The organism is Bacteroides sp. NSJ-48 (genome assembly GCF_014287405.1).
GTDB classification, from domain to species: domain Bacteria; phylum Bacteroidota; class Bacteroidia; order Bacteroidales; family Bacteroidaceae; genus Bacteroides; species Bacteroides stercoris.
On sequence record NZ_JACOOD010000037.1, the window covers coordinates 16,667 to 43,350 of the forward strand.

The following is a 26,684-nucleotide window of genomic DNA, read 5'->3' on the forward strand; positions in this document are numbered from 1 at the left end:
TAGAAGACAGGGCATGAAAAAAATTATCACTGCGGCGGTGCTGTTGCTGGCAACGGCATTGTCTGCTTTTTCACAAACCAAAAACATCACCGTATCCGGCCGTGTGCTTGAAGACACGAACGAGCCTGCGGTGCAAGCTACCATTCAATTGCTATCGTTGCCGGACAGCGCTTATGCAGCCGGTGTTGCCACTACGGGAAACGGCTACTTTACCCTGCCGAAGGTGAATGCGGGGAAATATGTGCTGAAAGTTTCCTATATAGGTTTTAAGAATAAGTTTCTACCGCTGCATCTCTATGCCAACGTGCGCAATAAAAATGTGGGTACGATAACGCTCGAAACGGATGCCATTATGCTTGCCGAGGCTGTGGTAGTGGCGGAAGCGCCGCAAGTGCAGGTGGTGGAAGATACGCTGATGTACAGTTCCTCTGTCTATCGCACGCCGGAAGGGGCGATGCTGGAAGAACTGGTGAAGAAACTGCCCGGTGCGGAAATCGATGATGACGGCAATGTGACGATTAACGGCAAGGAGCTGAAGAAAATCATGGTGGACGGCAAAGAGTTCTTCGGGGGCGATATAAAGACGGGCTTGAAGAACTTGCCGGTGGATATAATTGATAAACTGAAAACCTACGATAAGAAGTCCGACCTGGCACGCATCACCGGTATAGATGACGGTGAAGAGGAGACGGTGCTCGACCTTACCATAAAGAAAGGTATGAATAAGGGGTGGTTCGGCAATGCGGATGTGGCTTATGGTACGGAAGACCGTTATATGGCACGCATGATGGTAAATTACATTGTCGATAAGACGCAATTCTCTTTGATTGGTTCTGCCAATAATGTCAACGACCAGGGATTCTCCGGTGGTGGCGGCGGTCCGCGCTGGCGCAGGAACAACGGTTTGGTAGCCACGAAAACACTGGGAGCGAACTTTGCGACGGAGACTTCGAAACTGGAGCTCGACGGTAGTGTCCGCTATGATTATAAAGGTGCGGACATTATCAGTACCAACTCTTCGGAACGTTTCCTGCAGAACGGAAGTTCATACTCCAATTCGAACGCTGTCAACAAGAACAAGAATTCGGATGTCTTTGCCAACTTCCGTCTGGAGTGGAAGCCGGATTCGATGACGAATATCATTTTCCGTCCTAACTTCTCTTACGGCAAGACAAACGGTACTTCCGGTTCGGAATCGGGAACATTCAACTCGGACCCGTATAGCCTGATTGCCAACCCGAACGATTTTCTCGACTTCGACAAGCTGGAAGACGACCCTTTGGAAAGTATCCGTGTCAATGCAACGAATGATGCTTCTCTGACCAAAAGCAAAAGCATTTCGACATCCGCCACGTTGCAACTCAACAGGAAGCTGAATAACCGCGGACGTAACATAACCTTCCGCGGACGCTTTAGCTACGGCGACAACGACAACGACCAGTACAGGCAGTCGGAAACCCGCTATTACCAGATATTGAACGCGTTGGGCGGAGACTCCGTTCTGTATCGCAACCAGTATATCACAACACCTACCAACAATTATAATTATAGCGCCCAGGTTACGTACAGCGAACCGATTGCACGCGCCACTTTCCTGCAGTTCAGCTATCAGTTCCAATACAAGTACAGCGAGAGCGACAAGACCACATTCGATATGCTGGACTATCCGGAGTGGGACATCAACGGGCCTTTGCCGTCCGGATACGAGTCGCATGCCGTGGATAGCCTGGGCAAATATGCGGAGTACAGATACTACAACCACGATGCGTCCGTGTCGTTGCGCTTCATCCGTGAGAAGTATCAGTTGAGTGCGGGGATGTCTTTCCAGCCGCAGCATTCGGTATTGTCCTATAAGCGCGGGGATTATATGATTGATACCGCCCGAAACGTATTCAACTTTGCCCCGAACATTGATTTCCGTTACCGTTTTTCTAAAGTGAGCCAGTTGCGTTTTATGTATCGTGGACGCAGCAGTCAGCCGAGCATGGAGAACCTGCTGCCTATTGCCGACAACTCGAATCCGCTGAACATCAGAGTCGGAAATCCGGGACTGAAGCCGGCATTTACGCACAATATGCGCCTCTTCTACAATACTTATAATGGGGAGTTGCAGCGCGGAATGATGACACATCTCAGCTTCTCGACCACGCAGAACAGCATCAGCAACAGTACGGTGTACAACGAGCAAACCGGCGGACGGACCACTACGCCCAAGAATATCAACGGCAACTGGAGCGCTTTCGGTATGTTCGGATTCAATACGGCGTTGAAGAACAAGAAGTTTACGGTAAACTCTTTTTCGCAACTCAGATACAATAACAACGTGGCTTTCCTATACGATCAGAATACGAAACAGGATAACAAGAATACCACTACCGAACTTATGCTGAGCGAGCGGGTGAACGGGGCCTACCGCAACGACTGGTTTGAATTCGGAGTGAACGGTTCGGTTTCCTATACGGCAGAGCGCAGCAAATTGCGCCCGGAGAATAACCAGAATCCCTATACCTTCTCTTACGGTGCGCTGACCAACATCACGATGCCCTGGAAGATGACGCTTTCCACCAATATCACCAATCAAAGCCGCCGCGGCTATACGGACAGCAGCATGAACCGCAACGAGTTGATCTGGAACGCGCAACTTTCGCAATCGTTCCTGAAAGGTGCGGCGACTGTGAGCTTCGAGATGTACGATATCCTGAAACAACAGAGCAACATCAGCCGCTCGTTGACGGCGGATGGCCGGTCGGTGTCGTCTTATAATGGTGTCAACAGCTACTGCATGCTGCATTTCATTTACCGTTTGAATATTTTTGGCGGTAAGGGTGCGCGCGAAAGCATGCGTGGCAGGCAAGGCTTCGGCGGTCCTGGTCCGGGCGGCCACCGGGGTGGCTTTGGCGGCGGGCGGCGTCCGTTCTAATGTTAATCAATGTAATAGGTCGTAAAACTTCCTTCCTTTTTCATATATTTGTTTTAAAATCTGTTTTGATTTTTATTCGGGACTTATTTCTTCTTGTGACAAATGTATGCTTGATTGGAACTTCATAGCCGGCCTGATTGCCACAGTAGCATTCGATATTATCTATTTTGGCGCAATTATCGGAACAATCACGGTTATCATTCTCGATAACCGGAATCCGGTAAAGACAATGGCGTGGATATTGGTGCTGATGTTCCTTCCGGTGGTGGGACTGGTGTTTTACTTCTTCTTCGGCCGCAGCCAAAGGCGGGTGCGTGTCATTGGCAAGAAGAGTTACAACCGTCTGTTGAAGAAGCCGATGGCCGAATATCTTGCCCAGGATTCCTGTGCGCTTCCGGCAAATTACGGACGCCTTATCTCTCTGTTTCGCAACACCAACCAGGCTTTTCCTTTCGATGGAAACCGTGTGGAAGTCTATACGCGGGGACTTTCCATGATTCAATCCTTGTTGCGCGAATTGCAAAAGGCGACCAGGCACATCCACATGGAGTTTTATATCTTCGAGGATGACGCCGTAGGCCGTATGGTGCGCGATGTGCTGATGGAGAAAGCGAAGCAGGGAGTGGAAGTGCGTGTGATTTATGATGATGTGGGATGCTGGCATGTTCCCAACCGCTTTTATGAACAGATGCGCGAGGCGGGAGTAGAAGTGCGCAGTTTCCTGAAAGTACGTTTTCCTTTGTTCACCAGCAAGGTGAATTACCGCAACCACCGCAAGATTGTAGTCATTGACGGGCGCGTGGGCTTTGTAGGCGGAATGAACCTGGCCGAACGTTATATGCGCGGCTTTTCATGGGGCATCTGGCGTGATACGCACCTGCTGCTGGAAGGTAAGGTTGTGCATGGTCTGCAAACGGCTTTTCTGCTCGACTGGTATTTTGTAGACCGTACCTTGATTACGTCTGCCCGCTACTTCCCGAAGGTGGATGTCTGCGGCACTTCACTGGCGCAGATTGTAACGGCCGAGCCGATAGGTCCCTGGAAAGAAATCATGCAGGGACTTGTCATGGCGATAACCGGCGCCCGGAAATACTTTTATATACAGACTCCTTATTTTCTCCCGACGGAAGCCGTGCTCGTAGCCATGCAGACGGCTGCACTGGCAGGGGTGGATGTGCGTCTTATGCTGCCTTATCGTGCGGATAACAGGCTGACGCATCTGGGCTCCTGCTCGTATCTGGCAGAGGCGTTGCGTGCAGGTGTCAAGGTGTACTTTTATAAAAAAGGTTTCCTGCACTCCAAACTCATGGTATCGGATGACGAATTGTCCACAGTAGGCTCTACGAACGTGGATTTCCGCAGTTTCGAGCATAATTTTGAGGTGAATGCCTTTATATACGACACCGAGACCGCATTGCAGATGCGTGAGATATTCTTGCAGGACCAGCGGGAATGTGTGCAGGTATTCTCCAAGAATTGGGAGAAACGTCCCTGGCACCGTAAGGCGGCAGAAAGCATAGTGCGGCTGCTGGCACCGTTACTGTAGCTTTCAGCCTTGAATGCCGAAGAAAGAGAAATTGACACTGCCGTAGATTCTTCTTTCCAAAAAGCAGGGATGTTCCTCGAAGTTATTGGTTTTTCCATGTTCCAGCACGAACAGGCCGTCTTCTTTCAGCAGGTTGTTGTCGAAAATAAGGTCGGGCAGGGTTTCAAGCTCTTTGAGTCCGTACGGCGGGTCGGCAAAGATAAAGTCGAACCGTTCGCGGCTGCCTTGTATGTATCTGAATACATCGCCGCGGACAGGCAGGCATTTATCGGTCTTGAGTTCTTTCATTACCTTGCAGATGAAAGCGTAATGGTCGCGGTCTTTCTCTACGCTGATTACCTGGTCGCAGCCTCTGGACACAAGCTCGATGCTGATGCTGCCTGTGCCGGCAAATAAATCGAGTGCGCGTACGCCTTCTTCAAAGTCCATGTAGTTGGACAGTACATTAAACAGATTCTCTTTGGCGAAATCGGTTGTGGGGCGTGCCTTGAAAGTATGGGGCACGTCGAAACGCCTTCTTTTGTATATTCCGCTTATTACTCGCATAGGTTGATGGCTTGTAGGTCGAGATTGGCGGCAGGGTTCATGATGAATGCTTGCCGGATAAATTTTTTCAGTTCGGGCAGCAGTTGCTCTTTGTCGTACAGTTCGCCGGTGAGGTGGAGCTCGTCGCGTTCCTGCGCCATGCCAAGCTGCTTCCATACACAGAGAATGTAATAGAGGCGGTCGTTTGTCTCCTTGCAGGCAAAGGTGTTGGCGAATGCCAGCCGGCCGCGTTCGTAGGCGTATATCTCTGCCGCTTCTTTGCGCAGGTGCACATACATTTTCCGGCAATTGCCCAGGCGGCTCTTTGCCGCAAAGTACTCTATGAGAGGGCTTGCCTGCGCATAGAAACGGACGTCGGGATACTGTTCGCGTAAAAGGGAGCAGGCGCTTTTGTCCATTCCAAACAGTACGACTATATTGTTCTTATGCAAGATGTTGTATTGCACCAGTTCGTTGTCTTGTCTGGAGTGATTATGATAGAATACGGTTTCCGCCTGTTCGTCCTCAAAGAATTCCAACGGAATGAATGTAAAGCGTTTGCCCGCCATAAGGACATTGATACGGCGGAAAGGATTCTTCAGCCAGTCCGTTTCGCGGAAAGCCTGTTTCAGGTTGGCAGTGAGGGACAGGGAATCGTCCACTCCGTGCTCATGGAAAGAAAACTTGCCTTCGCCGAGCGGATTGAATATAGAAAAAGAAAATCCATCCGTACTCAGACGGATGGATAAGGTATATTGTTCCGATTTACTAAAATCAGTCGTTTCTATCATACGTATTGTGTCGGTGGATTATTCCCAGTTACCGGCGTTGTTGTTGGCTGTTTCCAGGCTACCGATCATCAGACCTGAGTATTTGCCCAACTTGGTTTGAACATCTTTCAGGTTAGCGATTTCCTGTTTGTCGAGACCGTTCAGATATACTTCATACGGAGTCTTGACTTCGAGCAGACAGAAAGGAGCACCGGATTTGGCAGTATCGTTCTTGATAGCCATTTCAAACTGTGCACCGTTGCCGAAAGGAACATATCTCATAGAGTCGGCATTGAAGCCTTTCGGGAAGATAGTGTCCAGCACGGCTACCCACATGGTATCGCGTTTGAAGTTTTCCAATCCCCATTTCTTGACTTCTGCATAGTTGCCCGTCTTTTTGGCCTTATTGATGATGTTGATAGCCTTCTTTTCAGTCAAGCCGTCTTCCAACTGCTTGTCGTCCAATTCACCCTGCTTGAAGATAAACGGAAGTTTCTGATTCTTTACGAAGTCAATCAACGTATCGAAGCTGGCAGTATATTGCTGGTTGTGCAAACCACGGTATTCCAACTGCGCTTTACGAATGTCGATAAGGCGGGCAATTACTGCTGCGTCTCTTTGTTTCTTGGCTTTTTCAAAGTTTATAGGACCCATGATGCTGGCATAGCAGATGTAAACCAAAGCCAGGGCACACAAGCCTAAAACGATATTAAAAACTGTTTTCATGATAAATATGTTTTTTAGTTGTTATATTCGCACCGCAAAAATAAAAGAAATAAATTTAAAAACGACAGTTCCCGTTACTTTTTTCTCTTACAAAAATGATAAATAACTATTTAGAAAGGCAAATTAAGGAAAATTTTCCTTATCAACCAACTCCGGAGCAGGAAATTGCTATAAAATCTTTGTCGGACTTCCTTCTCGCGCCCCGTAGTGAGACGGTTTTTCTGCTCCGTGGCTATGCAGGTACGGGTAAGACCTCGCTGGTGGGCGCTCTGGTCAGGACTTTGGACAAGCTGCAACAGAAGTCGGTATTACTGGCTCCGACGGGGCGGGCGGCGAAGGTTTTCTCCGCTTATGCGGGACATCCGGCGTTTACAATTCATAAAAAAATTTATAGACAGCAATCTTTTTCCAATGAGACAAGCAACTTTTCGGTGAACGATAATTTGACAACTCATACATTATATATTGTCGACGAGTCGTCGATGATTGCCAATGACGGTCTGTCGGGTTCGGCATTCGGCACGGGGCGTTTGCTGGACGATCTGGTGCAGTTTGTCTATTCGGGTATGGGATGCCGCCTTTTGCTGATGGGAGATACGGCACAGCTTCCGCCGGTGGGCGAGGAGCAGAGTCCCGCTCTGTTTGCAGATGCCTTGAAAGGCTACGGACTGGAGGTGCAGGAAGTGGACTTGACCCAAGTGGTACGCCAGGAGCAGCAATCGGGTATTTTGTGGAACGCTACGCGCCTGCGGCAACTGATTGCCGAAGATGCCTGCGAGGCTCTGCCGAAGATAAAGGTTGCGGGGTTTGCCGACATCAAAGTCCTGCCGGGCGATGAACTGATAGATGCGCTCGAAACGTGTTACGACCGCGACGGGCTGGACGAGACGATTGTGATATGCCGCTCCAACAAGCGTGCCAATATCTACAATAACGGCATCCGCTCCCGGATACTCTGGCGGGAAGATGAACTGAATACGGGCGACTTGCTGATGGTGGCGAAAAATAATTATTATTGGACGGAAAAACAGAAGGAGATGGACTTTATAGCCAACGGCGAGACAGCGGTGGTGCGGCGCGTGCGCCGCACTCGCGAACTGTATGGTTTTCGTTTTGCGGATGTCACGCTGGAATTTCCCGATTACGACAACTTCGAACTGGAAGCAAATCTTCTGCTGGATACATTGCACAGTGATGCGCCTGCACTGCCCAAGGCGGATAACGACCGTCTTTTCTATACCGTTCTCGAAGATTATGCCGACATCACCGTGAAGCGGGAACGGATGAAGAAGATGAAGGCCGACCCTTATTACAATGCCTTGCAAGTGAAGTATGCCTATGCCGTGACGTGCCATAAGGCGCAGGGCGGGCAGTGGAAGAATGTTTTTCTGGACCAGGGGTATATGACGGACGAATATCTGACGCCCGATTATTTCCGTTGGCTTTATACGGCATTTACCCGGGCCACGGGCACTCTTTATCTGGTGAACTATCCGAAAGAGCAGATCTGTTGAAAAAGAGACGGGTAATGATGTGGCATTCCGCTATATTCTGTATTTTTTCAGATGGAACAATTGTTACCTGACGATTTTTCTTTCCGAAACCGAAGGGGAAGACGGGGACGTACATACGCTGTGGCAGTTTACTTATGACGGAGTGGCTACGATAAGGTGCGTGCTTGCTGAGAATGTAACTCCGTTCTGTTCGCCCGGATTACTGCCTGAGGGGGTGATGGCTATTTATCGCGAGCACTTCCTGTTGAAGTGGGAATAGAAGTCGGTTCCTTCCGAACAGAGGTTGTAAGTGGGGAAAAACAAAGAGGGTATGTCAAAACTAATATTCGCTTGCTATTTATTTCTTTTTAGGCACGGATTACACGGGAAACATAGATTTTCTTTGTTCTTTTTCCGTGAAATCTGCGAAATCCGTGCCTAAAAGAAATCATCAAGTGTATTTTGACACACCCTCTTTATTGTAAATTGAATATCTGCCTCTCCGGCAATCTTACGGATTATAATCCTGCCAGTTCCAAGACTTTGTCTACGGCTGCGCTCAAGCCGTCCGGGTTCTTTCCGCCGGCAGTTGCAAAGTGGGGCTGACCGCCGCCGCCGCCTTGTATCAGCTTGGCGGCTTCTTTTACAAGGTTACCGGCTTTCAGTCCGCCGGCTACGAGGTTGTCGCTCAGCATCACTGTCAGCATCGGTTTGCCTTCGAATACCGTTCCCGCAACAAAGAAAAGGTTTTCCGTAATCTCTCCGCGCAGTTGGAATGCGATGTTCTTAACCGTGTCGGCGGGTATCATGGCTGCACAGAACTTGATTACCTTCGTACCGTTCACCTCTTGGATATTCTGTAGAAGTTTCTCTTTCAGTTGTGCTTCTTTCTCTTTCATGAAATCTTCCACCTGTTTCTTCAGACCGGCGTTCTCTTCGATGTATTTGCGGATGGCGCCTGACAGGTCGGGGGCGTTGTTGAAGAGTGCTTTCAAATCGCGCATCGTATCCTGGAAGGCATCGAGCATCTCCTCTACGCGTGCTCCGGTATAGGCTTCGATACGGCGGACACCGGCGGCAACGGAACTTTCGGATACAATCTTCATCATTCCGATGTTTCCGGTAGCGGCTACGTGCGTACCACCGCAGAATTCAATGGAAGAACCGAACTGGATGACACGTACACGGTCACCATACTTTTCGCCGAAAAGAGCGATGGCGCCCAGTTCCTTGGCTTCTTCGATAGGTATGTTGCGGTACTCTTTCAGAGGGATGTTGGCACGTATCTTGGCATTCACGATGTGTTCCACCTGGCGGATTTCCTCGTCCGTCACTTTTTGGAAGTGCGAGAAGTCGAAACGCAATGAGTCCGGAGTCACCAAAGAACCCTTTTGCTCTACGTGGTCGCCCAATACCTCGCGCAATGCGGCATCCAGCAGGTGGGTAGCAGAGTGGTTGGCGGCGCAGGCGGCACGTTTGTCCGTATCTACACATGCCATGAACGGTGCTTCCAGGTGTTCGGGCAGCTTCTTGGTGATATGGATAGGAAGGTTGTTCTCCTTTTTGGTGTCGATGACTTCAATCGTTTCGAACTCATTGACCAGTACGCCGGTATCGCCTACCTGTCCGCCGCTTTCGGCATAGAACGGAGTCTTGTCCAGTACAATCTGGAACAGTGTCTGGTTCTTTTGCTTTATCTGGCGGTAGCGCAGAATGGATGTCTCATATTCCGTATAATCGTAGCCTACAAATTCGGTAGTGCCTTCCTGCAGTGCAATCCAGTCTCCGGTTTCAACGGCGGCGGCATTGCGTGCACGTTGCTTTTGCTGCTGCATTTCGGCATCGAACTCTTTGATGTCGGCGGTCATGCCGTTTTCGCGGAGGATGAGTTCGGTGAGGTCGAGCGGAAAGCCGAACGTATCATAGAGCGTAAAGGCGTCTTTACCGCTGATTTCGGTCTTGCCGGCTGCCTTGGCATCCGCCATGGTCTTATCCAGCAGACGGATACCGGTCTCCAAAGTACGGAGGAAAGAATCTTCTTCTTCTTTAATGACTTTGGCTATCAGTTCTTTCTGTGCATTCAACTCGGGGTATGCGCCGCCCATGTTCTCGATGAGTACGGGCAACAACTTGTACATGAAAGCCTGCTTCTGTCCGAGGAACGTGTAGCCGTAGCGCACTGCACGGCGGAGGATACGGCGGATTACGTAACCTGCCTTGGCATTGCTCGGAAGCTGGCCGTCGGTGATGGAGAAGGCGATTGTACGGATGTGGTCGGCAATTACGCGCATGGCGATGTCCTGCTGTTCGTTTTTGCCGTATGTGGCTCCCGTCATGTCACCGATGGCTTTCAGTATCGGTTGGAAAACATCGGTGTCGTAGTTGGAAGTCTTGCCTTGCAGTGTACGTACCAGGCGTTCAAAGCCCATACCGGTGTCGATTACTTTGGCGGGAAGTCCTTCGAGGCTGCCGTCTGCCTTGCGGTTGAACTGCATGAATACGAGGTTCCATATCTCGATAACCTGCGGATGGTCTTTGTTCACCAGTTGCGAACCGGGTACTTTGGCCTTTTCTTCTTCCGAACGCGAATCCACGTGAATTTCGGAGCACGGGCCACAAGGGCCGGTATCACCCATTTCCCAGAAGTTATCGTGTTTGTTTCCGTTAAGGATATGGTCTTTCGGCAGGAACTGTTCCCAATAGGAAGCGGCTTCGTTGTCGCGTTCCAGGCCTTCTTCGGGGCTGCCTTCGAATACGGTGGCGTAGAGGTCTTTCGGGTCGAGTTTCAGCACATCGACCAGATATTCCCATGCCCAGGAGATGGCTTCTTTCTTGAAGTAGTCGCCAAACGACCAGTTGCCCAGCATCTCGAACATGGTGTGGTGGTACGTATCGTGCCCCACTTCTTCCAGGTCATTGTGCTTTCCGCTGACGCGCAGGCACTTCTGTGAGTCTGCCACTCTTTTATATTTCGCCGGGTGATTTCCCAAAATAATATCTTTAAACTGGTTCATACCCGCGTTGGTAAACATCAACGTGGGGTCGTCCTTAATCACCATAGGAGCCGAAGGCACAATCTGGTGACCTTTACTTTCGAAGAAACTCTTGAACGAGTCTCTGATTTCATTTGCAGTCAACATACTTCTTATTTATGATTTATGATTTCCGATTTACAGCTTGCGATTTATGACTTACGCATTCTATGACCCATCTTTCTATGAAATCATAAATCATAAATCATAAATCTTATAATTCTTGAAAAAACTGTGCAAAGATAGCTTGTTTTTCGTATTTTTGCCGCATTGATAATGAAATATTTACTCTCGATGCGCAAAGTTTACTACATTTATAATCCGCGGACACAGACTTACGACCGAATTTATCCTACCGTCCGGCAACGGGCGTTGAGCATATTGCGCCGGTTGTTTTTCGGTATGGGGTTGGGAGCCGGCAGCTTTATCGTACTGTTGCTGATTTTCGGTTCGCCGTCCGAGAAGGAGCTGCGGAAAGAAAACAGCCGGCTTCAGGCGCAGTATAACGTCCTTTCGCGGAGAATGGACGAGGCTATGGGAGTATTGCAGGATGTGCAGCAACGCGACGATAACCTGTATCGCGTAATATTCCAGGCCGACCCTGTTCCCTCGGCTATCCGTAAGGCTGGATACGGCGGTACAAACCGTTACGAACATCTGATGGATATGGCCAATTCCGATTTGGTGGTGAATACTACGCAGAAAATGGATATGCTCACGAAGCAGCTTTATATCCAGTCCCGTTCGTTCGATGATGTGGTGGAGATGTGCAAGAACCATGATGAGATGCTGCGTTGCATCCCTGCCATTCAGCCCATTTCCAATAAGGATTTGCGCAAGACCGCTTCCGGTTATGGAACGCGCATCGACCCTATTTACGGAACTACCCGTTTTCATGCCGGCATGGACTTTTCGGCCCATCCGGGAACGGATGTATATGCAACCGGTGACGGCACTGTTGTTAAAATGGGATGGGAAACCGGTTATGGAAATCTTATCATCGTGGATCATGGCTTCGGTTACCAGACGTGGTATGCCCACTTGCAGGGATTCCGTACCAAACTCGGCAAACGGGTGGTGCGGGGCGAGGTTATCGGTGCGGTTGGAAGTACCGGCAAAAGTACAGGACCCCACCTGCACTACGAAGTGCATGTGAAAGGGCAGGTCGTAAATCCCGTGAATTATTACTTTATGGATTTAAGTGCCGAAGACTATGACCGTATGATACAGATTGCGGCAAATCATGGAAAAATGATGGATTAGCGGATTATGAATGTTTAACTGACAGGCTGTTATGCTGAATACCGATAAAGAACTGAAACTATATTACTCCATCAGCGAGGTTGCCAGAATGTTTGATGTCAACGAATCGCTGCTACGTTTCTGGGAGAAGGAGTTTCCGCAGCTCAGACCGAAGAAAGGCGGGCGGGGGATACGCCAATACCGTAAGGAAGATATTGAAACGGTGAAGTTGATTTATCACCTGGTTAAGGAGCGCGGCATGACGCTGCCCGGCGCACGCCAGCGCATGAAAGACAATAAGGAAGCCACTCTCCGGAATTTTGAAATCGTAGAGCGGCTGAAAAGTATCCGTGAAGAACTTATCGGTATGAAAGAATCCCTCGATGCCTTTACTTATGAGAATGTAGAGGCATTGAAAGAGAATCTTATGAAGGAACAGCCCGGATAGGGGTTATCCTTCTATTCTTGTCACCTGTTTGATGTTCTGTATCTGTTTCAGGTTGTCGCAGATGCTGCGTACGTCGTCCACATCGTGTACGTAAAGTTGTATCTTACCTTCAAAAATACCGTCGGTGGTTTCAATCGTCAGCTTGCGGATATTGACATTCAGCTGGCGGGAGATGACCTGCGTTACTTCGTTCAGCAATCCCATACTGTCGATACCTTTCAGATAAATCGTCACGAGGAATGACAACTCCTTGTGGGTGTCCCATTCGGTGGCGATGATACGGTTGCCATAGCTGCTCTTGAGGCGTGCGGCTACCGGACATTGGCGTTTGTGGATGATTATCCGGTTCTGCTCGTCTATATATCCCAATACATCGTCGCCGGGGATGGGGTGGCAGCAGTCGGCCATGATATAGTTCTTCTGGATGGTCTCTTCCGTCAGTTTCAATATCTGCTTGGTATTGATTTTTTCTTGCGGAACTTTCTCTTCGGACTGCTCCTTCGTGTCTTTGTTGTCTTTATTGCCGAACGAGAAAGTCAGGAACTTCTTCCAGTTGGTACTTTGTTTTTCCTTGAAGGCGTTCCGGTCCGCGTCGCCCAATACGAGTTTCTTGCTGCCCACGGCAACGAACAGCTCGTCGCGGGTATGGAAATTGTGCAGGCGGGTGAGCTTGTCTATTGCGGAGTCATCCATGCGTATATCCTCGTTCCTGAGAAAGTCTGCAAGGATTGCCTCGCCCTCTTTCTGATGCGCTTTCGCTTCTTTGCGCAGGATGGATGCGATTTTGGCACGGGCACGGGCGGTAGTGGCATAAGCTTCCCACTCCGGTTGCACGCGTTGCGATTTGGATGTAAGAACCTCTACCTGGTCGCCGCTCTGCAACTTATGGCTGAGGGGAACAAGCTTGTGGTTTACTTTGGCGCCGATGCAATGGCTGCCGATGTCGGTGTGCAGGGAGAAGGCAAAGTCCAGTGCTGTGGAGTTCTGCGGCATGGTCTTGATTTCGCCTTTCGGAGTAAACACAAAGATTTCCGAAGCAAACAGGTTCAGCTTGATTGTATCCAGAAAATCAATGGCGTCCGGTTGGGGGTCATCGAGTATCTCCTTGATGGTACGCAACCATTTGTCCAGCTCGCCTTCATCCTCGCTGCCGCCGCCTTCCTTATACTTCCAATGTGCGGCAAATCCCTGTTCGGCAACGTCGTTCATACGTTCACTGCGAATCTGGACTTCGATCCATTGCCCGTTATTGCCCATGAGGGTGACGTGCAAGGCCTGATAGCCGTTGGCTTTCGGATGGCTCACCCAGTCGCGCAGGCGGTCGGGATGCGGTTTGTATATTTTGGATATGGATACGTATATATTGAAGCAGTCATTCAGCTCTTCTTCCATGTTACGGGGCTCGAAGATGATACGTACGGCAAGCAGGTCGTAGATTTCCTCGAACGGCACATGCTTTGTCTGCATCTTGTTCCAAATGGAATAGATGGATTTGATGCGGGCAAGGATACGGTATTTCAGTCCCATTTTATCCAGTTGGGCACGTATCGGAGCGGTGAACTCTTTGAAAACCTTGTCGCGTTCTACGGCTGTCGCTTCAAGTTTCTTTTCTATCTCGCGGTATTCTTCCGGATGTTCGTAACGGAAGCTCAGGTTTTCCAGTTCCGTCTTTATCTTGTACAGGCCCAGCCGGTTGGCAAGCGGCGCATAGATATACAATGTTTCACCGGCTATCTTGAACTGCTTGTTGGGCAGCATGGAACCGAGTGTGCGCATATTGTGCAGCCGGTCGGCTATCTTTATGAGGATAACGCGGATGTCGTCGGACATGGTAAGCAGCAGTTTCTTGAAGTTCTCTGCCTGCGCCGAGGCGCGGTCGCCGAAGATGCCGCCTGAGATTTTGGTCAGTCCGTCAACGATTTGGGCGATTTTGGGGCCGAAGATGTTTTCGATATCCTCAACGGTGTAATCCGTGTCTTCCACCACATCGTGCAGCAGGGCGGCGCAGATGGACGTAGACCCCAGCCCTATCTCATTGCACACAATCTTCGCTACGGCGATGGGGTGCATGATATACGGTTCGCCCGAGCGGCGTTTGATTCCCTTATGTGCCTGGTTGGCAAAATTGAATGCCTTGGTTATTATTTCGACACGCTTGCGGTGTTTGGTTGCCAAGTAATCGTTCAACAGTTCCTGGAATGCCTGTTCAATCATTGCTTCTTCGGCTCTCTCTTTCTCCTTCTGGCTTACGCTCTCTTCCATATACTGTTTCTCCTTTCTTCTTCACTTTTTGCAAAAATAAGCAATTTTCAACACCGGACAAGCATTTATGTTTTTATTTGTAAATCTTCAGCCTCTTTCCCGCATTGATTCTGGTGCTTCTCAATCCGTTCCAGCTTTTTATCTGGCTGACGGTGACGCCGTATTTGCGGGCGATGGTCGACAGGGTTTCCCCATTGCGTATTCTGTGGTAGGTGACGTTGCCCTGTGAAGAACTTTTCCCTTTGCTGCTGCGTGCTGTGCTGCGGGTATTGGCCACGGAAACAGTTCTGCGGTTTTTAAACAGCTCCGCACTGCGGTGGGCGTAAATCGTGTCTTGGCTGTCGATGAAAGTGCTGATGTAGTTTATAGGCAGGCGGAGTGTCTGAGGCTTGCTGTCTCCCGGAATGATATTCTTCTTGTACTGGGGATTCAGGCTTTTGACCTCATCCATTCCGATGCCGCAGACATCCGTGATTTGTTCAAAATGCAGGTTGCGGTTCACTTGTATGGTATCCGTGGCGTCCGGAATATTGGTTTCCATCGGGCAGATATTGTGCTTGCAGTAGTACGTCATTACGTAGTTGGCGGCTATAAAAGCGGGTACGTATCCGCGTGTTTCTTTGGGCAGATAGTTGTATATTTCCCAATAATCCGTTTTGCCGCCTGCGCGCCGGATGGCTTTGTTGATGGTGCCGGGACCGCAGTTGTAGGCGGCGATTACCAGGTTCCAGTCCTGGTAGATGGCATACATATCTTTCAGGTAGCGTGCGGCGGCCCAGGTAGCCTTAATCGGGTCGCGGCGTTCGTCCACAAGGCTGTTGCTTTCCAGGCCGTATATCTTGCCGGTGTTCAGCATGAACTGCCACAGGCCGGAGGCTCCGGCACGGGATACGGCCGAGGGATTAAGCGCAGACTCGATAATCGGCAGATATTTCAGTTCCAGCGGCAGCCCGTAAGTGTCGAGCGCCTCTTCGAAAATGGGCATGTAGAAGTTGCAGGCACTCAGCATGAAAGCCACCTGGTTGCGGAGGCGTCTGGTATACATGTCGATGAATTTGCGTACAATCTCGTTATAGGGCATCTCCATAATGGTCGGCATGCGCGAGAGCCGGTCGATGTATACGGAATCGCTGAATTGGGGATTGACGGTAGAGGTGCTGCAATCCTTTCCTAAATCTATGTAGTTCTTGGCTTTCCAGTCGCTGAGCAGGCTGTCTACAGGGTAGGTCATGCTCTTGGGCAGGTCGATGACTTCCCGCCGTTCCGTTCCGTTTTCGCGGATAATGACATCTACGCTTTCTTGGGCGTATGCTTGCGGAGTTGCCAGCAGTATGCTGAACAGAAGTGAGGAACCCGCGATTATTCTTTTCATATATGTAGGTTTATTTGTCATGGATAAATCTGTTTATTTGTTTTTAAAATCGGAAACTGCACTGCAACCCTACGGAGCGGTTGGAGGAGTTGTTTATCCGGTTGTCGATGACAGCCGGTTCCACTTTCATGCTGAGGTCGGGGGTGATGTCGAAATTGGACAGTTCGGCATCCACATAGGCATCGATGACGGACAGCAGGTATACTCCGATGAAGGCGAAGATACTTAAATCGCGGTATCTGCGATAGGTATCCTTGCGCTTGCGCAACAGCTCTTTCAACTGGGTTTCGGAAATCTTGTATCCGGGCGGCAGCAGGTCGGTGATGCTGCTGGACTGCATATTGCCGTTCATCGCGTCTTTATATGCGGTGGAGTAGTCCTTGTACATTTTGCTGTTCCACGTCAAGGCATAGGCACATCCGGCAAAGCCGCCGTAGAATATGGGCAATTTCCAGTATTTCCGGTTGTAGATTTGTCCGCCGCCGGGAATTACGAGCGCCAGCCAGGTGGCTTTAGTAGGGTTGGGAACCCATATTTTCTGATCGATTTCTTTTTTGAGGCTGTCTGCCGGCACTTCCGATTCTTTCAGGACGGGAGCGGAAGTCATTTCCAGCAGCTTTTTCTTGTTCTCGGCGGCAATGCTGTCGGCAGTAGCAATGCTGTCTGCCGGGGCAACGGCCTGGAGAGGCGGCACTTCTTCCATAGTCCGGTTCAGGCTGTCGGCCTGTATCCGCGCTGCTTGCCGTACGGCGGCAAGAGAGTCTGCCTGCAGCCTGTGTATCCTCTTTGCGGCGGCACGCGGGCGGCTCTGACCATACATAGCAATCCCTGCCGTCTGCATCAGGCAAAGCAGCAGGGCGATACTGATTTGATATATTCTTCTCTTCTTTGTCATTTATTTTTTCAGCGTATCGAGAATACCGATGATACGTTCCAGTTCTTCTTCGTTACTGAACGGGATACTGATTTTTCCTTTGCCTTTTTCGGAGCAGGTCAACTGTACTTTGGTGCTGAAGAAACTGGAAAGCTGCTGCTTCAGCATATTGAACTCTTCGGGCAGTTTGGCGCGCTTGGGGGCTATCTTGCGGCCGCCGCTTTTCACGGCTTCTCCTTCGCTCAGGGATTTCACGATTTCCTCTACTTTGCGTACGGAATAACCTTGTTCGAGTATCTCTTCAAAAATCTTCACTTGCAGTTTGGGGTCTCCCAGCGTTACCAATGCACGGGCGTGCCCCATGTCTATCTGCTTGTTTTGCAATCCCATCTGGACGGGAGCCGGCAGTTTCAGCAGGCGCAGGTAGTTGGCAATGGTGGTACGCTTCTTGCCTATGCGTTCGCTGAGGCGTTCCTGTGTCAGTCCGTATTGTTCCAGCAGGTGCTGGTAGGCAAGCGCTATTTCCACGGAGTTCAGGTCCTCGCGCTGTATGTTTTCGATGAGCGCCATTTCCATGACATTCTCGTCGTCGGCCGTGCGGATATAGGCGGGAATGCTCGTCAGCCCTGCCATTTGCGAGGCGCGGAAGCGACGTTCGCCGGCAATAATCTGGTATTCATCATCGGACAGCTTACGCAGGGTGATAGGCTGGATGATACCAATCTCTGCAATAGAATCGGCAAGCTCCTGCAACGCTGTCTGGTCGAACTCGCGGCGGGGCTGATTGGGGTTGACGGCAATCTTCGACAATTCTATTTCATTGATAGAGGAAGAGCCTTCGGTCTGCACCTCATCCATGGAGAGCAGGGCGTCCAGCCCACGTCCTAATGCATTTCTTTTCTGTACCATCTATTCTTTTCTGTTTTACGATTTACTGTTTACTATGTTTGCCATGCGGGCGGTTAGTCCTCGTTGTGGCTGATTAACTCTTTTGCCAGTGCGATGTGGTTTTTGGCTCCGGTGGAGTCCGCATCGTACAGGATTGTGGGGAGTCCGTAGCTGGGGGCTTCGCTCAGTTTTACATTGCGCTGGATGACGGTGTTGAACACCAGTTCCTGGAAGTGGCGTTTCACCTCGTCGTATATCTGGTTGGCCTGGCGCAGCCGCGAGTCATACATGGTCAGCAGGAATCCCTCGATTTCGAGTGCGGGGTTCAGCTTGGACTTGATGATTTTGATGGTGTTCAGCAATTTGCTGATGCCTTCCAGTGCAAAGTATTCGGCCTGTACGGGAATGATAACCGAGTCGGCGGCCGTGAGCGCGTTGATTGTAATCAATCCTAACGACGGTGAGCAGTCTATCAGGATATAATCAAACTCTTCCCGTAGCGGGGCGAGTACCTCTTTCAGTATCTTTTCCCGGTTTTTAAGATTGAGCATTTCTATTTCGGCGCCTACCAGGTTGATGTGGGAGGAAATAACTTTCAATGTATCAATCTCCGTGTCGTGGATAGCGTCGCGCACATCGGCGCGGTCTATAATACATTCATAGATAGTACATTCTGCCTGCTTGATGTCTACGCCCAACCCTGACGAGGCGTTCGCCTGCGGGTCTGCGTCTACGACAAGCACTTTCTTTTCAAGTGTGGCGAGAGAAGCTGCGAGGTTTATGGTTGTTGTTGTTTTTCCTACACCACCTTTTTGATTTGCCAAAGCAATTATTTTTCCCATAATTTCAATGTTTATTGGCAGCGAAATAAGTGATAATTCCGTATAGCACCTACTAAAAAAGAGAAAGATTGCAAAAACGGTTGATAAGTCACCCTTTTTGTTAATAACTCCCGGATGCCTTTACCGTTCCGTTGCCTGAAGACGTGTGTCTCAGGCACTCTTTTTCCTGATTAGTGGGGCAAATATACGTATTTATCTTGAAAAGAAACAGCTTTTTTGTCTCACTTGCAGAAGATTAAGATTTCTAAAGCAATGAGATGGCGGGCGGCGGGATGTTCGGGTTATCAGCTGCCGCTGCTGCCGTATCCGGGGAAATGCGTGCCGTTTCTTTGGAGTTTACAATAGTTTGTCCGAATTAAACTTGGAGTTTATTCCTATTAAACTTCGGGTTCATTAGGATTAAACCTGAAGTTTAATGGGGATAAACTTATGTTAAAGCAGTGCCGATGCAAACTCCCATGCGAAGTATCCGCACAACACGCATTTCAGTACCGTGCCGAAGAGGAAGCCGAACAGGGAACCCAGTCCCGACTTCAAAGCCTGCCGGGTTTCCCTGCCGCCGAAAAGTTCGCCGATAAAAGCCCCTAAAAACGGGCCGAGTACAATGCCCCAGGGCATGAAGAACAACCCGATGAGGGTTCCGGCAAGGCATCCGCGTGTTCCCCAGCGCGTTCCGCCGCTGTATTTGCTGCCCAGCATGGGGACGAAATAGTCGAGCACCTGTACGATGACGACAATCAGCAGCCACAGCAACAGTTGGGTGGCAGAGTACTGCACCTTGTCGGTGAAGTGCAGCAGCAACAAACCGGCATAGGCCACGGGCGGACCGGGAATTACGGGCAGAAAGCAGCCTGCCAGTCCCGTTATCAGGCAGAGGATACCCATCAGAATGAGAAAGACGTCTAACATATCTTTTTGTGTATTGGTGGTTAATATGTGGTTCTCTTTTGCTAAATTTGTAGCAAAATTAAAAAGAAATATGGAAAATCAGAGACCTTTGATATTGATTTCCAATGACGACGGTATCATTGCGAAAGGAATCAGCGAGTTGATAAAGTTTCTCCGCCCGCTGGGGGAGATTGTGGTAATGGCGCCGGATGCGCCTCGTTCGGGTAATGCGTGCGCGCTTACCGTGACGGAACCGATTCATTATCAGTTGCTTCGCAAGGATGTAGGGCTGACGGTCTATAAGTGTTCCGGTACGCCCGCCGATTGCGTCAAGCTGGCATTCCATACGGTGCTCGACCGCAAACCCGACCTTGTGGTGGGCGGCATTAATCACGGCGATAACTCCTCGGTCAATGTGCATTATTCCGGAACAATGGGGGTGGTTATCGAAGGCTGCCTGAAAGGTGTTCCCTCTATCGGCTTTTCACTGTGCAACCACGCGCCGGACGCCGATTTTGAGCCGGCGGGAGAGTATATCCGCGAGATTGCCCGCAAGGTTCTGGAAAAAGGCTTGCCGCCGTTGACCTGCCTCAATGTCAACTTCCCCGATACCAAAGAGTTGAAAGGGGTGAAAATCTGCGAACAGGCAAAAGGACAGTGGACCAACGAGTGGGAGAACTTCGCCCACAGAGGTGATGCGCACTACTATTGGCTGACCGGAGAGTTTGAGGAGTCGGAAAAGGAGAATGAAAAGAGCGACCATTGGGCGCTTGCCAACGGTTATGTAGCGGTGACTCCGACCACGGTGGATGTAACCGCCTATGGTCTGATGGACGAATTGAAGACCTGGTTCTGACGGATTGCACAGGATATTGAAACATAGGCGCTTATGAAGTATTATCTGATTGTGGGCGAGGCCTCGGGCGACCTGCATGCATCGCACCTGATGACTGCCTTGAAGGCGGAAGACCCGCAGGCCGAGTTCCGCTTCTTCGGCGGTGACCTGATGGCGGCTGTGGGCGGAACGTTGGTGAAGCATTATAAGGAACTAGCGTATATGGGCTTCATTCCCGTCTTGTTGCACCTGCGTACCATCTTTGCCAATATGAAGCGTTGCAAGGAAGACATCGCAGCCTGGCAGCCGGATGTTCTTATTTTGGTGGATTATCCGGGGTTCAACCTGAATATCGCCAAGTTTGTCCATGCCCGTACGCAAATACCGGTGTTCTATTATATTTCTCCCAAGATATGGGCCTGGAAAGAGCACCGTATCAGGAATATCAAACGGGATGTGGACGAACTCTTCTCCATTCTTCCGTTCGAGGTGGAGTTCTTCGAGGGCAAGCACCATTATCCCATACATTATGTAGGCAATCCGACGGTGGATGAAGTCACTGCCTTCCAAGCCGCTTATTCGGAAACTGCGGATGAGTTCAAACGGGCCAACGGCCTTTCGCCGAAGCCTGTCATTGCCTTGCTGGCAGGCAGCCGCAAGCAGGAGATTAAGGATAATTTGCCGGATATGATTCGGGCGGCCGCTTCATTTCCGGAGTATCAGTTGGTGCTGGCGGGAGCGCCGGGCATCGCTCCGGAGTATTATAAGGAGTATGTCGGCAATGCAGACGTGAAGATAATCTTTAACCGTACTTATCCTTTGCTCCGGCATGCGGAAGCGGCATTGGTTACTTCGGGCACGGCAACGTTGGAAACGGCATTGTTCCGGGTTCCGCAGGCGGTGTGCTATCATACGCCGATAGGGAAGGTCATTGCTTTCCTGAAACGGCATGTCTTGAAAGTCAGGTACATTTCTCTGGTAAACCTGATTGCCGACCGTGAGGTGGTGAAGGAACTGGTGGCCGATACCATGACGGTGGAGCAGATACGTGCGGAGCTTCAACGTATCTTATGCGATGAGGCGTACCGCCGGCAGATGCTCGACGGTTACGAATATATGGCGTCCCGCCTGGGAGAGGCGGGAGCGCCTGTACATGCAGCCCGTGAAATGGTGGCTTTGCTTAAGAAACGTTTTAAAAAGTAGGACGATATTTAATTTCTTGTTAAAAGGAATAAAGCCGGTGCAGTAAATGTCCGGCTTTTGTATTTTCTATACAGAAAGAAATAAACAAAAGAACTTTGATTATGAGAAAGCTACATTGGTTATTTATGGCAGTTTGCCTGGCTGTGATGCCGGTACTGCAATCCTGTGATGACGATGAGGGGTATTCGATCGGTGATTTCACTCCGCCGCTGTGGGCTACGGTGCGTGTTACCGGCAATGCTTTTTATTTGGACTGTGATGTGTGGGGAACGCTTTGGCCTGTGAATACAGACTTGTGGTGGTACGAACCGGTTGACGGAAAGCGTGTGATTACCGTGTTCAATCCTTTGTCCGATGAGTTTGACGGTTACGACCATGCTGTGAAGATCCTGAGTTTGCAGGATGTGCTGACGAAAGAGGTCGAGACGCTGACTCCCGAGACCGAGGAAGAGTTCGGCAATGACCCTGTCCTGATATTTGAAGGCGATATAAGCATCAGCGGGGGATATATGAATATCATATTTATGCAGAATCTGCCTTCCGGCACAAAACATCGTATCAGTCTGGTACGTCCGCAAGATGATGCGGAGTTGTATGGAGAAGACGGTTATATACATTTGGCTCTCCGCTATAACGACTATGACGATTTGACGGGGTTGCGCAAGCCCGGTGCGGTGTCCTATAATCTGAACAGTCTCAACGTGACCTCTGAAACCAAAGGTATCAAGCTGAAAATTAATTCGGAAAAGAATGGTGAGGTGGAACTGACGTTCGACCTGGTGGTTACCGGTGATAATACGAAGAATATACGGGACCTTGATTTGTCGAAGATGCAATTGAAGTAAGCGTTTCCTTATACCGTATATATAGGCCAAAGGGCATAGAGGCTACAGTATCTTTCCTCTATGCCCTTTGGCTTATATTCGTTAAGATTTCCTGTCAAATCATTGTCATTACATACAGGTAGACTACCGCTGCGGGAATTGCCATGAGAGCGCTGTCGAACCGGTCGAGCATTCCGCCGTGTCCCGGAAGAATGTTGCCGGAATCCTTGATGCCCAGTTGACGCTTCATCAGCGATTCGGTGAGGTCGCCCCAAGTGCCGAAAATCACTACGGTGACTGCCAATCCTGCCCATTGCCATGTAGACATGAATGGGAAGAAATGGGCAAATACAAAGGATGAGGCGATGGAGAAAAACGCACCGCCTATGCTGCCTTCCCATGATTTCTTAGGCGAAATGCGCTCGAACAGGCGATGTTTTCCTATCAGAGAGCCCACGCAGTAAGCACCCGTATCGCTCAGCCAGATGAATACGAATATGGAAAGCGGTAGGATGGGGTTATAGGTTACGCTGCTTGTTTCAGGTGAATTCTGGAAAGCGAGTACATTCAGCAGTGCGAAAGGCAAGGCTACATATAGCTGGCTCAGCATTGCATACGCCCAGTTGCCGATGGGGTTCTCCTTTTTCAGGTATAACTCCGTAATCATCAAATAGAGCAATAAGCCCAGATAGGGAAGGAATACGCGCGCATCGATGGCGGATGTGCAGAATCCCATGAGTGCAAGGAACAGATAGGCTCCGCCTAAAGCGGTAATCGTCTTGTTGATGCTGACTCCGCCGTTCCTGTTTACCAGATGGGCAAACTCGTGTACGCTCAATGCGCCGATGATAGTGAATAGAATCCCGAATGAGAGGGGGCTGTAAAGGATACAGCCCACCAGTATAACTACAAATAATGCACCTGTAACAGCACGTTGTATGAAATTATTTTTCAAGGTGTTTTCGTTTTAATTGTTCGAGCCGGTGTTATGGCTTTCTTCTTCTTTTACCTCTTTTTCCGCTTCCTTTGCCTTGGCAGCCTCTTTTTCTTCGGCTTCTTTCAGCTCCCTAGAAGTTTTGCTTGCGCTGATAATCTCTTCGGAACGGGAAGCCCACGGACGCTTGCCGAAGATTTCTTCCACATCTTCTGCAAAGATTACTTCCTTGTCTATCAACAGTTGGGCCAGCTTGTTGTGCCCTTCTTTATTGTCGGATAGTATCTTCTTGGCACGCTCGTACTGTTCGTTTACCATACGCTTCACCTCTTCGTCTATCAGTTCGGCGGTCTTCTCGCTGTACGGACGGTTGAACGAGTATTCGTCGTTATTGTAATAACAGAGATTCGGCAGTTTGTCGCTCATGCCCAAATAGGCAATCATGCCGTATGCCTGCTTGGTTACACGCTCAAGGTCATTCATGGCGCCGGTAGAGATTCTTCCGATGAACAGGTCTTCTGCGGCGCGTCCGCCCAAAGTGGCGCACATTTCGTCCAGCATCTGTTCCTTTGTGGTAATCTGGCGTTCTTCGGGCAGGTACCAGGCTGCTCCCAAAGCACGTCCGCGTGGAACGATGGTTACCTTAATCAGCGGGTTGGCATATTCCAACAGCCAGGAGATGCTGGCGTGTCCGGCCTCGTGTATGGCAATGGAACGGCGCTCTTCTTCGGTTGTGATTTTGGTTTTCTTCTCCAGACCGCCTACGATACGGTCTACCGCATCCAGGAAGTCCTGCTTCTCTACAAATTTCTTTCCATGACGGGCGGCAATCAGGGCGGCTTCGTTGCAGACATTGGCGATGTCGGCGCCGGAGAATCCCGGAGTCTGGCGTGCCAGTAACTCTACATCCACCGTATTGTCTATCTTGATGGGGCGCAGGTGTACGCCGAATACTTCTTTACGTTCATTCAGATCGGGCAAGTCGACGTGTATCTGGCGGTCGAAACGTCCGGCGCGCAGCAGTGCCTTGTCCAGTACATCCACACGGTTGGTCGCGGCAAGGATGATGACACCGCTGTTGGAACCGAATCCGTCCATTTCCGTCAGCAGTTGGTTCAAGGTGTTTTCGCGTTCATCGTTACCGCCCATGGCGGCAGCTTTTCCACGGGCGCGTCCCACGGCATCGATTTCATCGATGAATACGATGCAAGGTGCTTTCTCTTTGGCTTGGCGGAACAGGTCGCGGACGCGGGAAGCACCTACGCCGACAAACATTTCCACAAAGTCGGAACCGGCCAGTGAGAAGAACGGTACGTTGGCTTCTCCTGCCACAGCCTTTGCAAGCAGGGTCTTACCCGTTCCCGGAGGGCCTACGAGCAATGCACCCTTGGGTATCTTACCACCCAGGTCTGTATACTTCTGGGGTTGTTTCAGGAATTCTACGATTTCCTCTACTTCCTGCTTGGCCTCTGCAAGTCCGGCAACGTCCTTGAAAGTAACCTTTACCGGAGAGTTCTTTTCAAACAGTTGGGCTTTGGATTTGCCGACACTGAAGATGCCGCTGCCGCCACCCATGCCGCCACCGCTGCTCCAACGGCGGGACAGGAATATCCAGAAGCCGATAAGGAATGCAAATGGCAATATCTGCCAGAGGATTGCACCGAAGTAATTGTGTTTCTTTTCGTAGCTGATAGAACCGTCGAAACGTGTCTCGTCCTTTTCTTTCTGCAGGAAGTCACCCAAGCTTTCGCGTGAGGGAGCTTCTGTTGTAATCAGGGGATTCTTGCCCACACGGCTTGAATCTGCTTTGAATACATTGGGCACATATTGCGGCTTGACGTATGCCTCTACGGAGTTGTCGTCATAACCGGTCACTTTGCTTATATAGCCGTTGCGCACATACTCCTGAAATTCATCATAAGGGATGTTTTTGCTGGCCGAACCGCTTTCATTGGTGAGGTACAGTCCCAGCAGCATCATGGCTATAATCATATACAACCAGTTCAAGTTGAACTTGGGCATATTGGTTTTTGTGGGCTTTTTATTGGTGTTATTGTCCATAAGTCTAAATTAATCGAGATCGGGGATTTGGGTTAGTTTGGCATCTGCCCATAAGTGTTCCAAGTTGTAGAATTCACGCGCTTCCGGCTGGAAAACGTGAACCAGTACATCAGAGTAGTCCATGGCTACCCACTCGGCATTGCGCAGACCGTCTATCGCAAAAGGTTTGCTGTTCGCTCCTTTGCGGGTGAAGTCTTTAACGGACTCCACTATGGCGCTTACTTGGCTTGGGGAGTTTCCTTGACAGATGACAAAATAATTACATATTGTGTCGTCTATCCGGGTAAGGTCTGCTATGACGATTTTTTTTCCTTTTTTATCTTGAATACCTTCTGTTATTTGTTGAATTAATTTTTTAGCTTCGTTCATTACACATTATTAATATTAAACAGGCGACAAATATACGTTGATTTATCATATCAAACACGCAAAAGGGGAAAAGTCTTTCATTTTTTGTTTTTTTTTAGGTATATAATTCTTTGTGTCATGGTATCTTATCAGATTTTAATGAAAAAAATAGCGAAAAATGTTTTGGATTAAAGAAAAGTTTGTATCTTTGCACCGCAAAACAGAAATGAAATGCTCAATTGGGCTATGGTGTAATGGTAACACTACAGATTCTGGTCCTGTCATTCCTGGTTCGAATCCAGGTAGCCCAACACAACACACCGATAAAAACCCACTAAAATCGCAAGTTTTAGTGGGTTTTTTATTGCTTTTCGACCATGTGCAAATTTTTCAGGGTCAACGTAACAATCTGAGGGATTTTATATTTAAGCATATAATTTAGCAAGTCTATATAAGAAAAAAGCTCTATCTTTTACTCCTCTGAACTGTGCTCTAAATGCTTTGATTTTAGCATTGAATGACTCTGCTGCGGCATTGGTTGCCCTCCTTTCAAAAAAATTGATTATATCCAGATAATGTGTTTGTATAGAACGTGCGACCCTTCCAAAGGTGAGGAACCCTGATTTATCTACTTCATCATACCACCTTGCC

23 protein-coding genes and 1 tRNA gene are annotated in these 26,684 nt (G+C 49.6%); 10 read left to right on the forward strand and 14 right to left on the reverse strand.

Annotation, left to right across the window (positions count from 1 at the left end; translation table 11 throughout):
- Positions 1–13 precede the first annotated feature (13 nt).
- The gene (locus tag H8S52_RS15040; RefSeq protein ID WP_186910136.1) at positions 14–2,920 is read left to right on the forward strand and encodes a TonB-dependent receptor; all 2,907 of its coding nucleotides are present in this window, start codon (positions 14–16) and stop codon (positions 2,918–2,920) included.
- A gap of 106 nt (positions 2,921–3,026) precedes the next feature.
- Positions 3,027–4,466, forward strand: a complete 1,440-nt coding sequence (gene cls / locus H8S52_RS15045) for a cardiolipin synthase (protein ID WP_117739958.1) — start codon at positions 3,027–3,029, stop codon at positions 4,464–4,466.
- Positions 4,467–4,469: 3 nt separating this feature from the next.
- On the opposite strand, the gene H8S52_RS15050 is transcribed toward cls, so the two are convergent.
- Genes H8S52_RS15050 through H8S52_RS15060 form a run of 3 tightly spaced genes read right to left on the reverse strand, consistent with a single transcriptional unit; the run spans position 4,470 to position 6,487 of the window.
- Positions 4,470–5,012, reverse strand: a complete 543-nt coding sequence (locus tag H8S52_RS15050) for an RsmD family RNA methyltransferase (protein WP_034535963.1) — start codon at positions 5,010–5,012, stop codon at positions 4,470–4,472.
- Positions 5,003–5,782, reverse strand: a complete 780-nt coding sequence (locus H8S52_RS15055; RefSeq protein WP_186910137.1) for a DUF3822 family protein — start codon at positions 5,780–5,782, stop codon at positions 5,003–5,005. The genes H8S52_RS15050 and H8S52_RS15055 overlap by 10 nt, the downstream gene beginning before the upstream one ends.
- A gap of 18 nt (positions 5,783–5,800) precedes the next feature.
- On the reverse strand, positions 5,801–6,487 hold the full coding sequence (locus H8S52_RS15060) for a hypothetical protein (RefSeq protein ID WP_005657575.1): 687 nt from the start codon (positions 6,485–6,487) through the stop codon (positions 5,801–5,803).
- A 95-nt stretch (positions 6,488–6,582) separates the two neighbouring features.
- Here H8S52_RS15060 and H8S52_RS15065 point away from each other — a divergent pair, with 95 nt between their 5' ends.
- Positions 6,583–8,001: an ATP-dependent RecD-like DNA helicase gene (locus H8S52_RS15065; protein WP_186910138.1), complete on the forward strand. Its 1,419-nt coding sequence runs from the start codon at positions 6,583–6,585 to the stop codon at positions 7,999–8,001.
- A gap of 19 nt (positions 8,002–8,020) precedes the next feature.
- The gene (locus tag H8S52_RS15070; protein ID WP_255470090.1) at positions 8,021–8,260 is read left to right on the forward strand and encodes a hypothetical protein; all 240 of its coding nucleotides are present in this window, start codon (positions 8,021–8,023) and stop codon (positions 8,258–8,260) included.
- A gap of 238 nt (positions 8,261–8,498) precedes the next feature.
- On the opposite strand, the gene alaS is transcribed toward H8S52_RS15070, so the two are convergent.
- The gene (gene alaS, locus H8S52_RS15075; protein WP_186910139.1) at positions 8,499–11,120 is read right to left on the reverse strand and encodes an alanine--tRNA ligase; all 2,622 of its coding nucleotides are present in this window, start codon (positions 11,118–11,120) and stop codon (positions 8,499–8,501) included.
- A gap of 186 nt (positions 11,121–11,306) precedes the next feature.
- On the opposite strand from alaS, the gene H8S52_RS15080 reads away from it, so the two are divergent.
- A complete protein-coding gene (locus tag H8S52_RS15080) occupies positions 11,307–12,275 on the forward strand; it encodes a M23 family metallopeptidase (RefSeq protein WP_151878122.1) in 969 nt (322 codons plus the stop codon).
- Positions 12,276–12,306: 31 nt separating this feature from the next.
- Positions 12,307–12,702 (forward strand): MerR family transcriptional regulator, encoded by a 396-nt coding sequence (locus tag H8S52_RS15085; RefSeq protein ID WP_151878103.1) that lies wholly within the window; start codon positions 12,307–12,309, stop codon positions 12,700–12,702.
- A 3-nt stretch (positions 12,703–12,705) separates the two neighbouring features.
- Here H8S52_RS15085 and H8S52_RS15090 read toward each other — a convergent pair whose 3' ends face one another.
- The 6 genes from H8S52_RS15090 to H8S52_RS15115 all read right to left on the reverse strand — a co-directional run bounded on the left by H8S52_RS15090 (position 12,706) and on the right by H8S52_RS15115 (position 19,849).
- The gene (locus H8S52_RS15090) at positions 12,706–14,964 is read right to left on the reverse strand and encodes a bifunctional (p)ppGpp synthetase/guanosine-3',5'-bis(diphosphate) 3'-pyrophosphohydrolase (RefSeq protein ID WP_005657561.1); all 2,259 of its coding nucleotides are present in this window, start codon (positions 14,962–14,964) and stop codon (positions 12,706–12,708) included.
- Positions 14,965–15,037: 73 nt separating this feature from the next.
- Positions 15,038–16,357 (reverse strand): transglycosylase SLT domain-containing protein, encoded by a 1,320-nt coding sequence (locus tag H8S52_RS15095; RefSeq protein WP_370527586.1) that lies wholly within the window; start codon positions 16,355–16,357, stop codon positions 15,038–15,040.
- A gap of 22 nt (positions 16,358–16,379) precedes the next feature.
- Positions 16,380–17,231: a DUF5683 domain-containing protein gene (locus H8S52_RS15100; RefSeq protein ID WP_128129082.1), complete on the reverse strand. Its 852-nt coding sequence runs from the start codon at positions 17,229–17,231 to the stop codon at positions 16,380–16,382.
- On the reverse strand, positions 17,232–18,119 hold the full coding sequence (locus H8S52_RS15105) for a ParB/RepB/Spo0J family partition protein (RefSeq protein WP_016661928.1): 888 nt from the start codon (positions 18,117–18,119) through the stop codon (positions 17,232–17,234).
- Between the two features lie 53 nt (positions 18,120–18,172).
- The gene (locus tag H8S52_RS15110) at positions 18,173–18,940 is read right to left on the reverse strand and encodes a ParA family protein (RefSeq protein WP_005657554.1); all 768 of its coding nucleotides are present in this window, start codon (positions 18,938–18,940) and stop codon (positions 18,173–18,175) included.
- A gap of 432 nt (positions 18,941–19,372) precedes the next feature.
- Positions 19,373–19,849, reverse strand: a complete 477-nt coding sequence (locus H8S52_RS15115) for a DUF456 domain-containing protein (protein ID WP_005657552.1) — start codon at positions 19,847–19,849, stop codon at positions 19,373–19,375.
- A gap of 70 nt (positions 19,850–19,919) precedes the next feature.
- Between H8S52_RS15115 and surE the strand changes: the two genes are divergently transcribed.
- The 3 genes from surE to H8S52_RS15130 all read left to right on the forward strand — a co-directional run bounded on the left by surE (position 19,920) and on the right by H8S52_RS15130 (position 22,711).
- Positions 19,920–20,684, forward strand: a complete 765-nt coding sequence (gene surE, locus H8S52_RS15120; protein ID WP_022103891.1) for a 5'/3'-nucleotidase SurE — start codon at positions 19,920–19,922, stop codon at positions 20,682–20,684.
- 33 nt (positions 20,685–20,717) lie between these two features.
- Positions 20,718–21,866, forward strand: coding sequence for a lipid-A-disaccharide synthase (gene lpxB, locus H8S52_RS15125; RefSeq protein ID WP_060385343.1), 1,149 nt, complete (start codon positions 20,718–20,720; stop codon positions 21,864–21,866).
- A gap of 101 nt (positions 21,867–21,967) precedes the next feature.
- Positions 21,968–22,711, forward strand: a complete 744-nt coding sequence (locus H8S52_RS15130; protein ID WP_151878100.1) for a NigD-like protein — start codon at positions 21,968–21,970, stop codon at positions 22,709–22,711.
- 94 nt (positions 22,712–22,805) lie between these two features.
- Here H8S52_RS15130 and H8S52_RS15135 read toward each other — a convergent pair whose 3' ends face one another.
- The 3 genes from H8S52_RS15135 to rsfS are packed head-to-tail and all read right to left on the reverse strand — an operon-like array spanning position 22,806 to position 26,054.
- Entirely contained in the window at positions 22,806–23,645 is an 840-nt protein-coding gene (locus H8S52_RS15135; RefSeq protein WP_117902359.1) for a phosphatidate cytidylyltransferase, read from the reverse strand.
- A gap of 12 nt (positions 23,646–23,657) precedes the next feature.
- Positions 23,658–25,685, reverse strand: a complete 2,028-nt coding sequence (gene ftsH / locus H8S52_RS15140; RefSeq protein ID WP_005657540.1) for an ATP-dependent zinc metalloprotease FtsH — start codon at positions 25,683–25,685, stop codon at positions 23,658–23,660.
- A gap of 9 nt (positions 25,686–25,694) precedes the next feature.
- The gene (rsfS, locus tag H8S52_RS15145; protein WP_005657538.1) at positions 25,695–26,054 is read right to left on the reverse strand and encodes a ribosome silencing factor; all 360 of its coding nucleotides are present in this window, start codon (positions 26,052–26,054) and stop codon (positions 25,695–25,697) included.
- A gap of 219 nt (positions 26,055–26,273) precedes the next feature.
- On the opposite strand from rsfS, the gene H8S52_RS15150 reads away from it, so the two are divergent.
- Positions 26,274–26,344, forward strand: a tRNA-Gln gene (locus H8S52_RS15150).
- Between the two features lie 114 nt (positions 26,345–26,458).
- On the opposite strand, the gene H8S52_RS15155 is transcribed toward H8S52_RS15150, so the two are convergent.
- Positions 26,459–26,684, reverse strand: a 226-nt coding sequence (locus tag H8S52_RS15155; RefSeq protein ID WP_186910141.1) for a transposase, incomplete at its 5' end; no start/stop codon positions are given.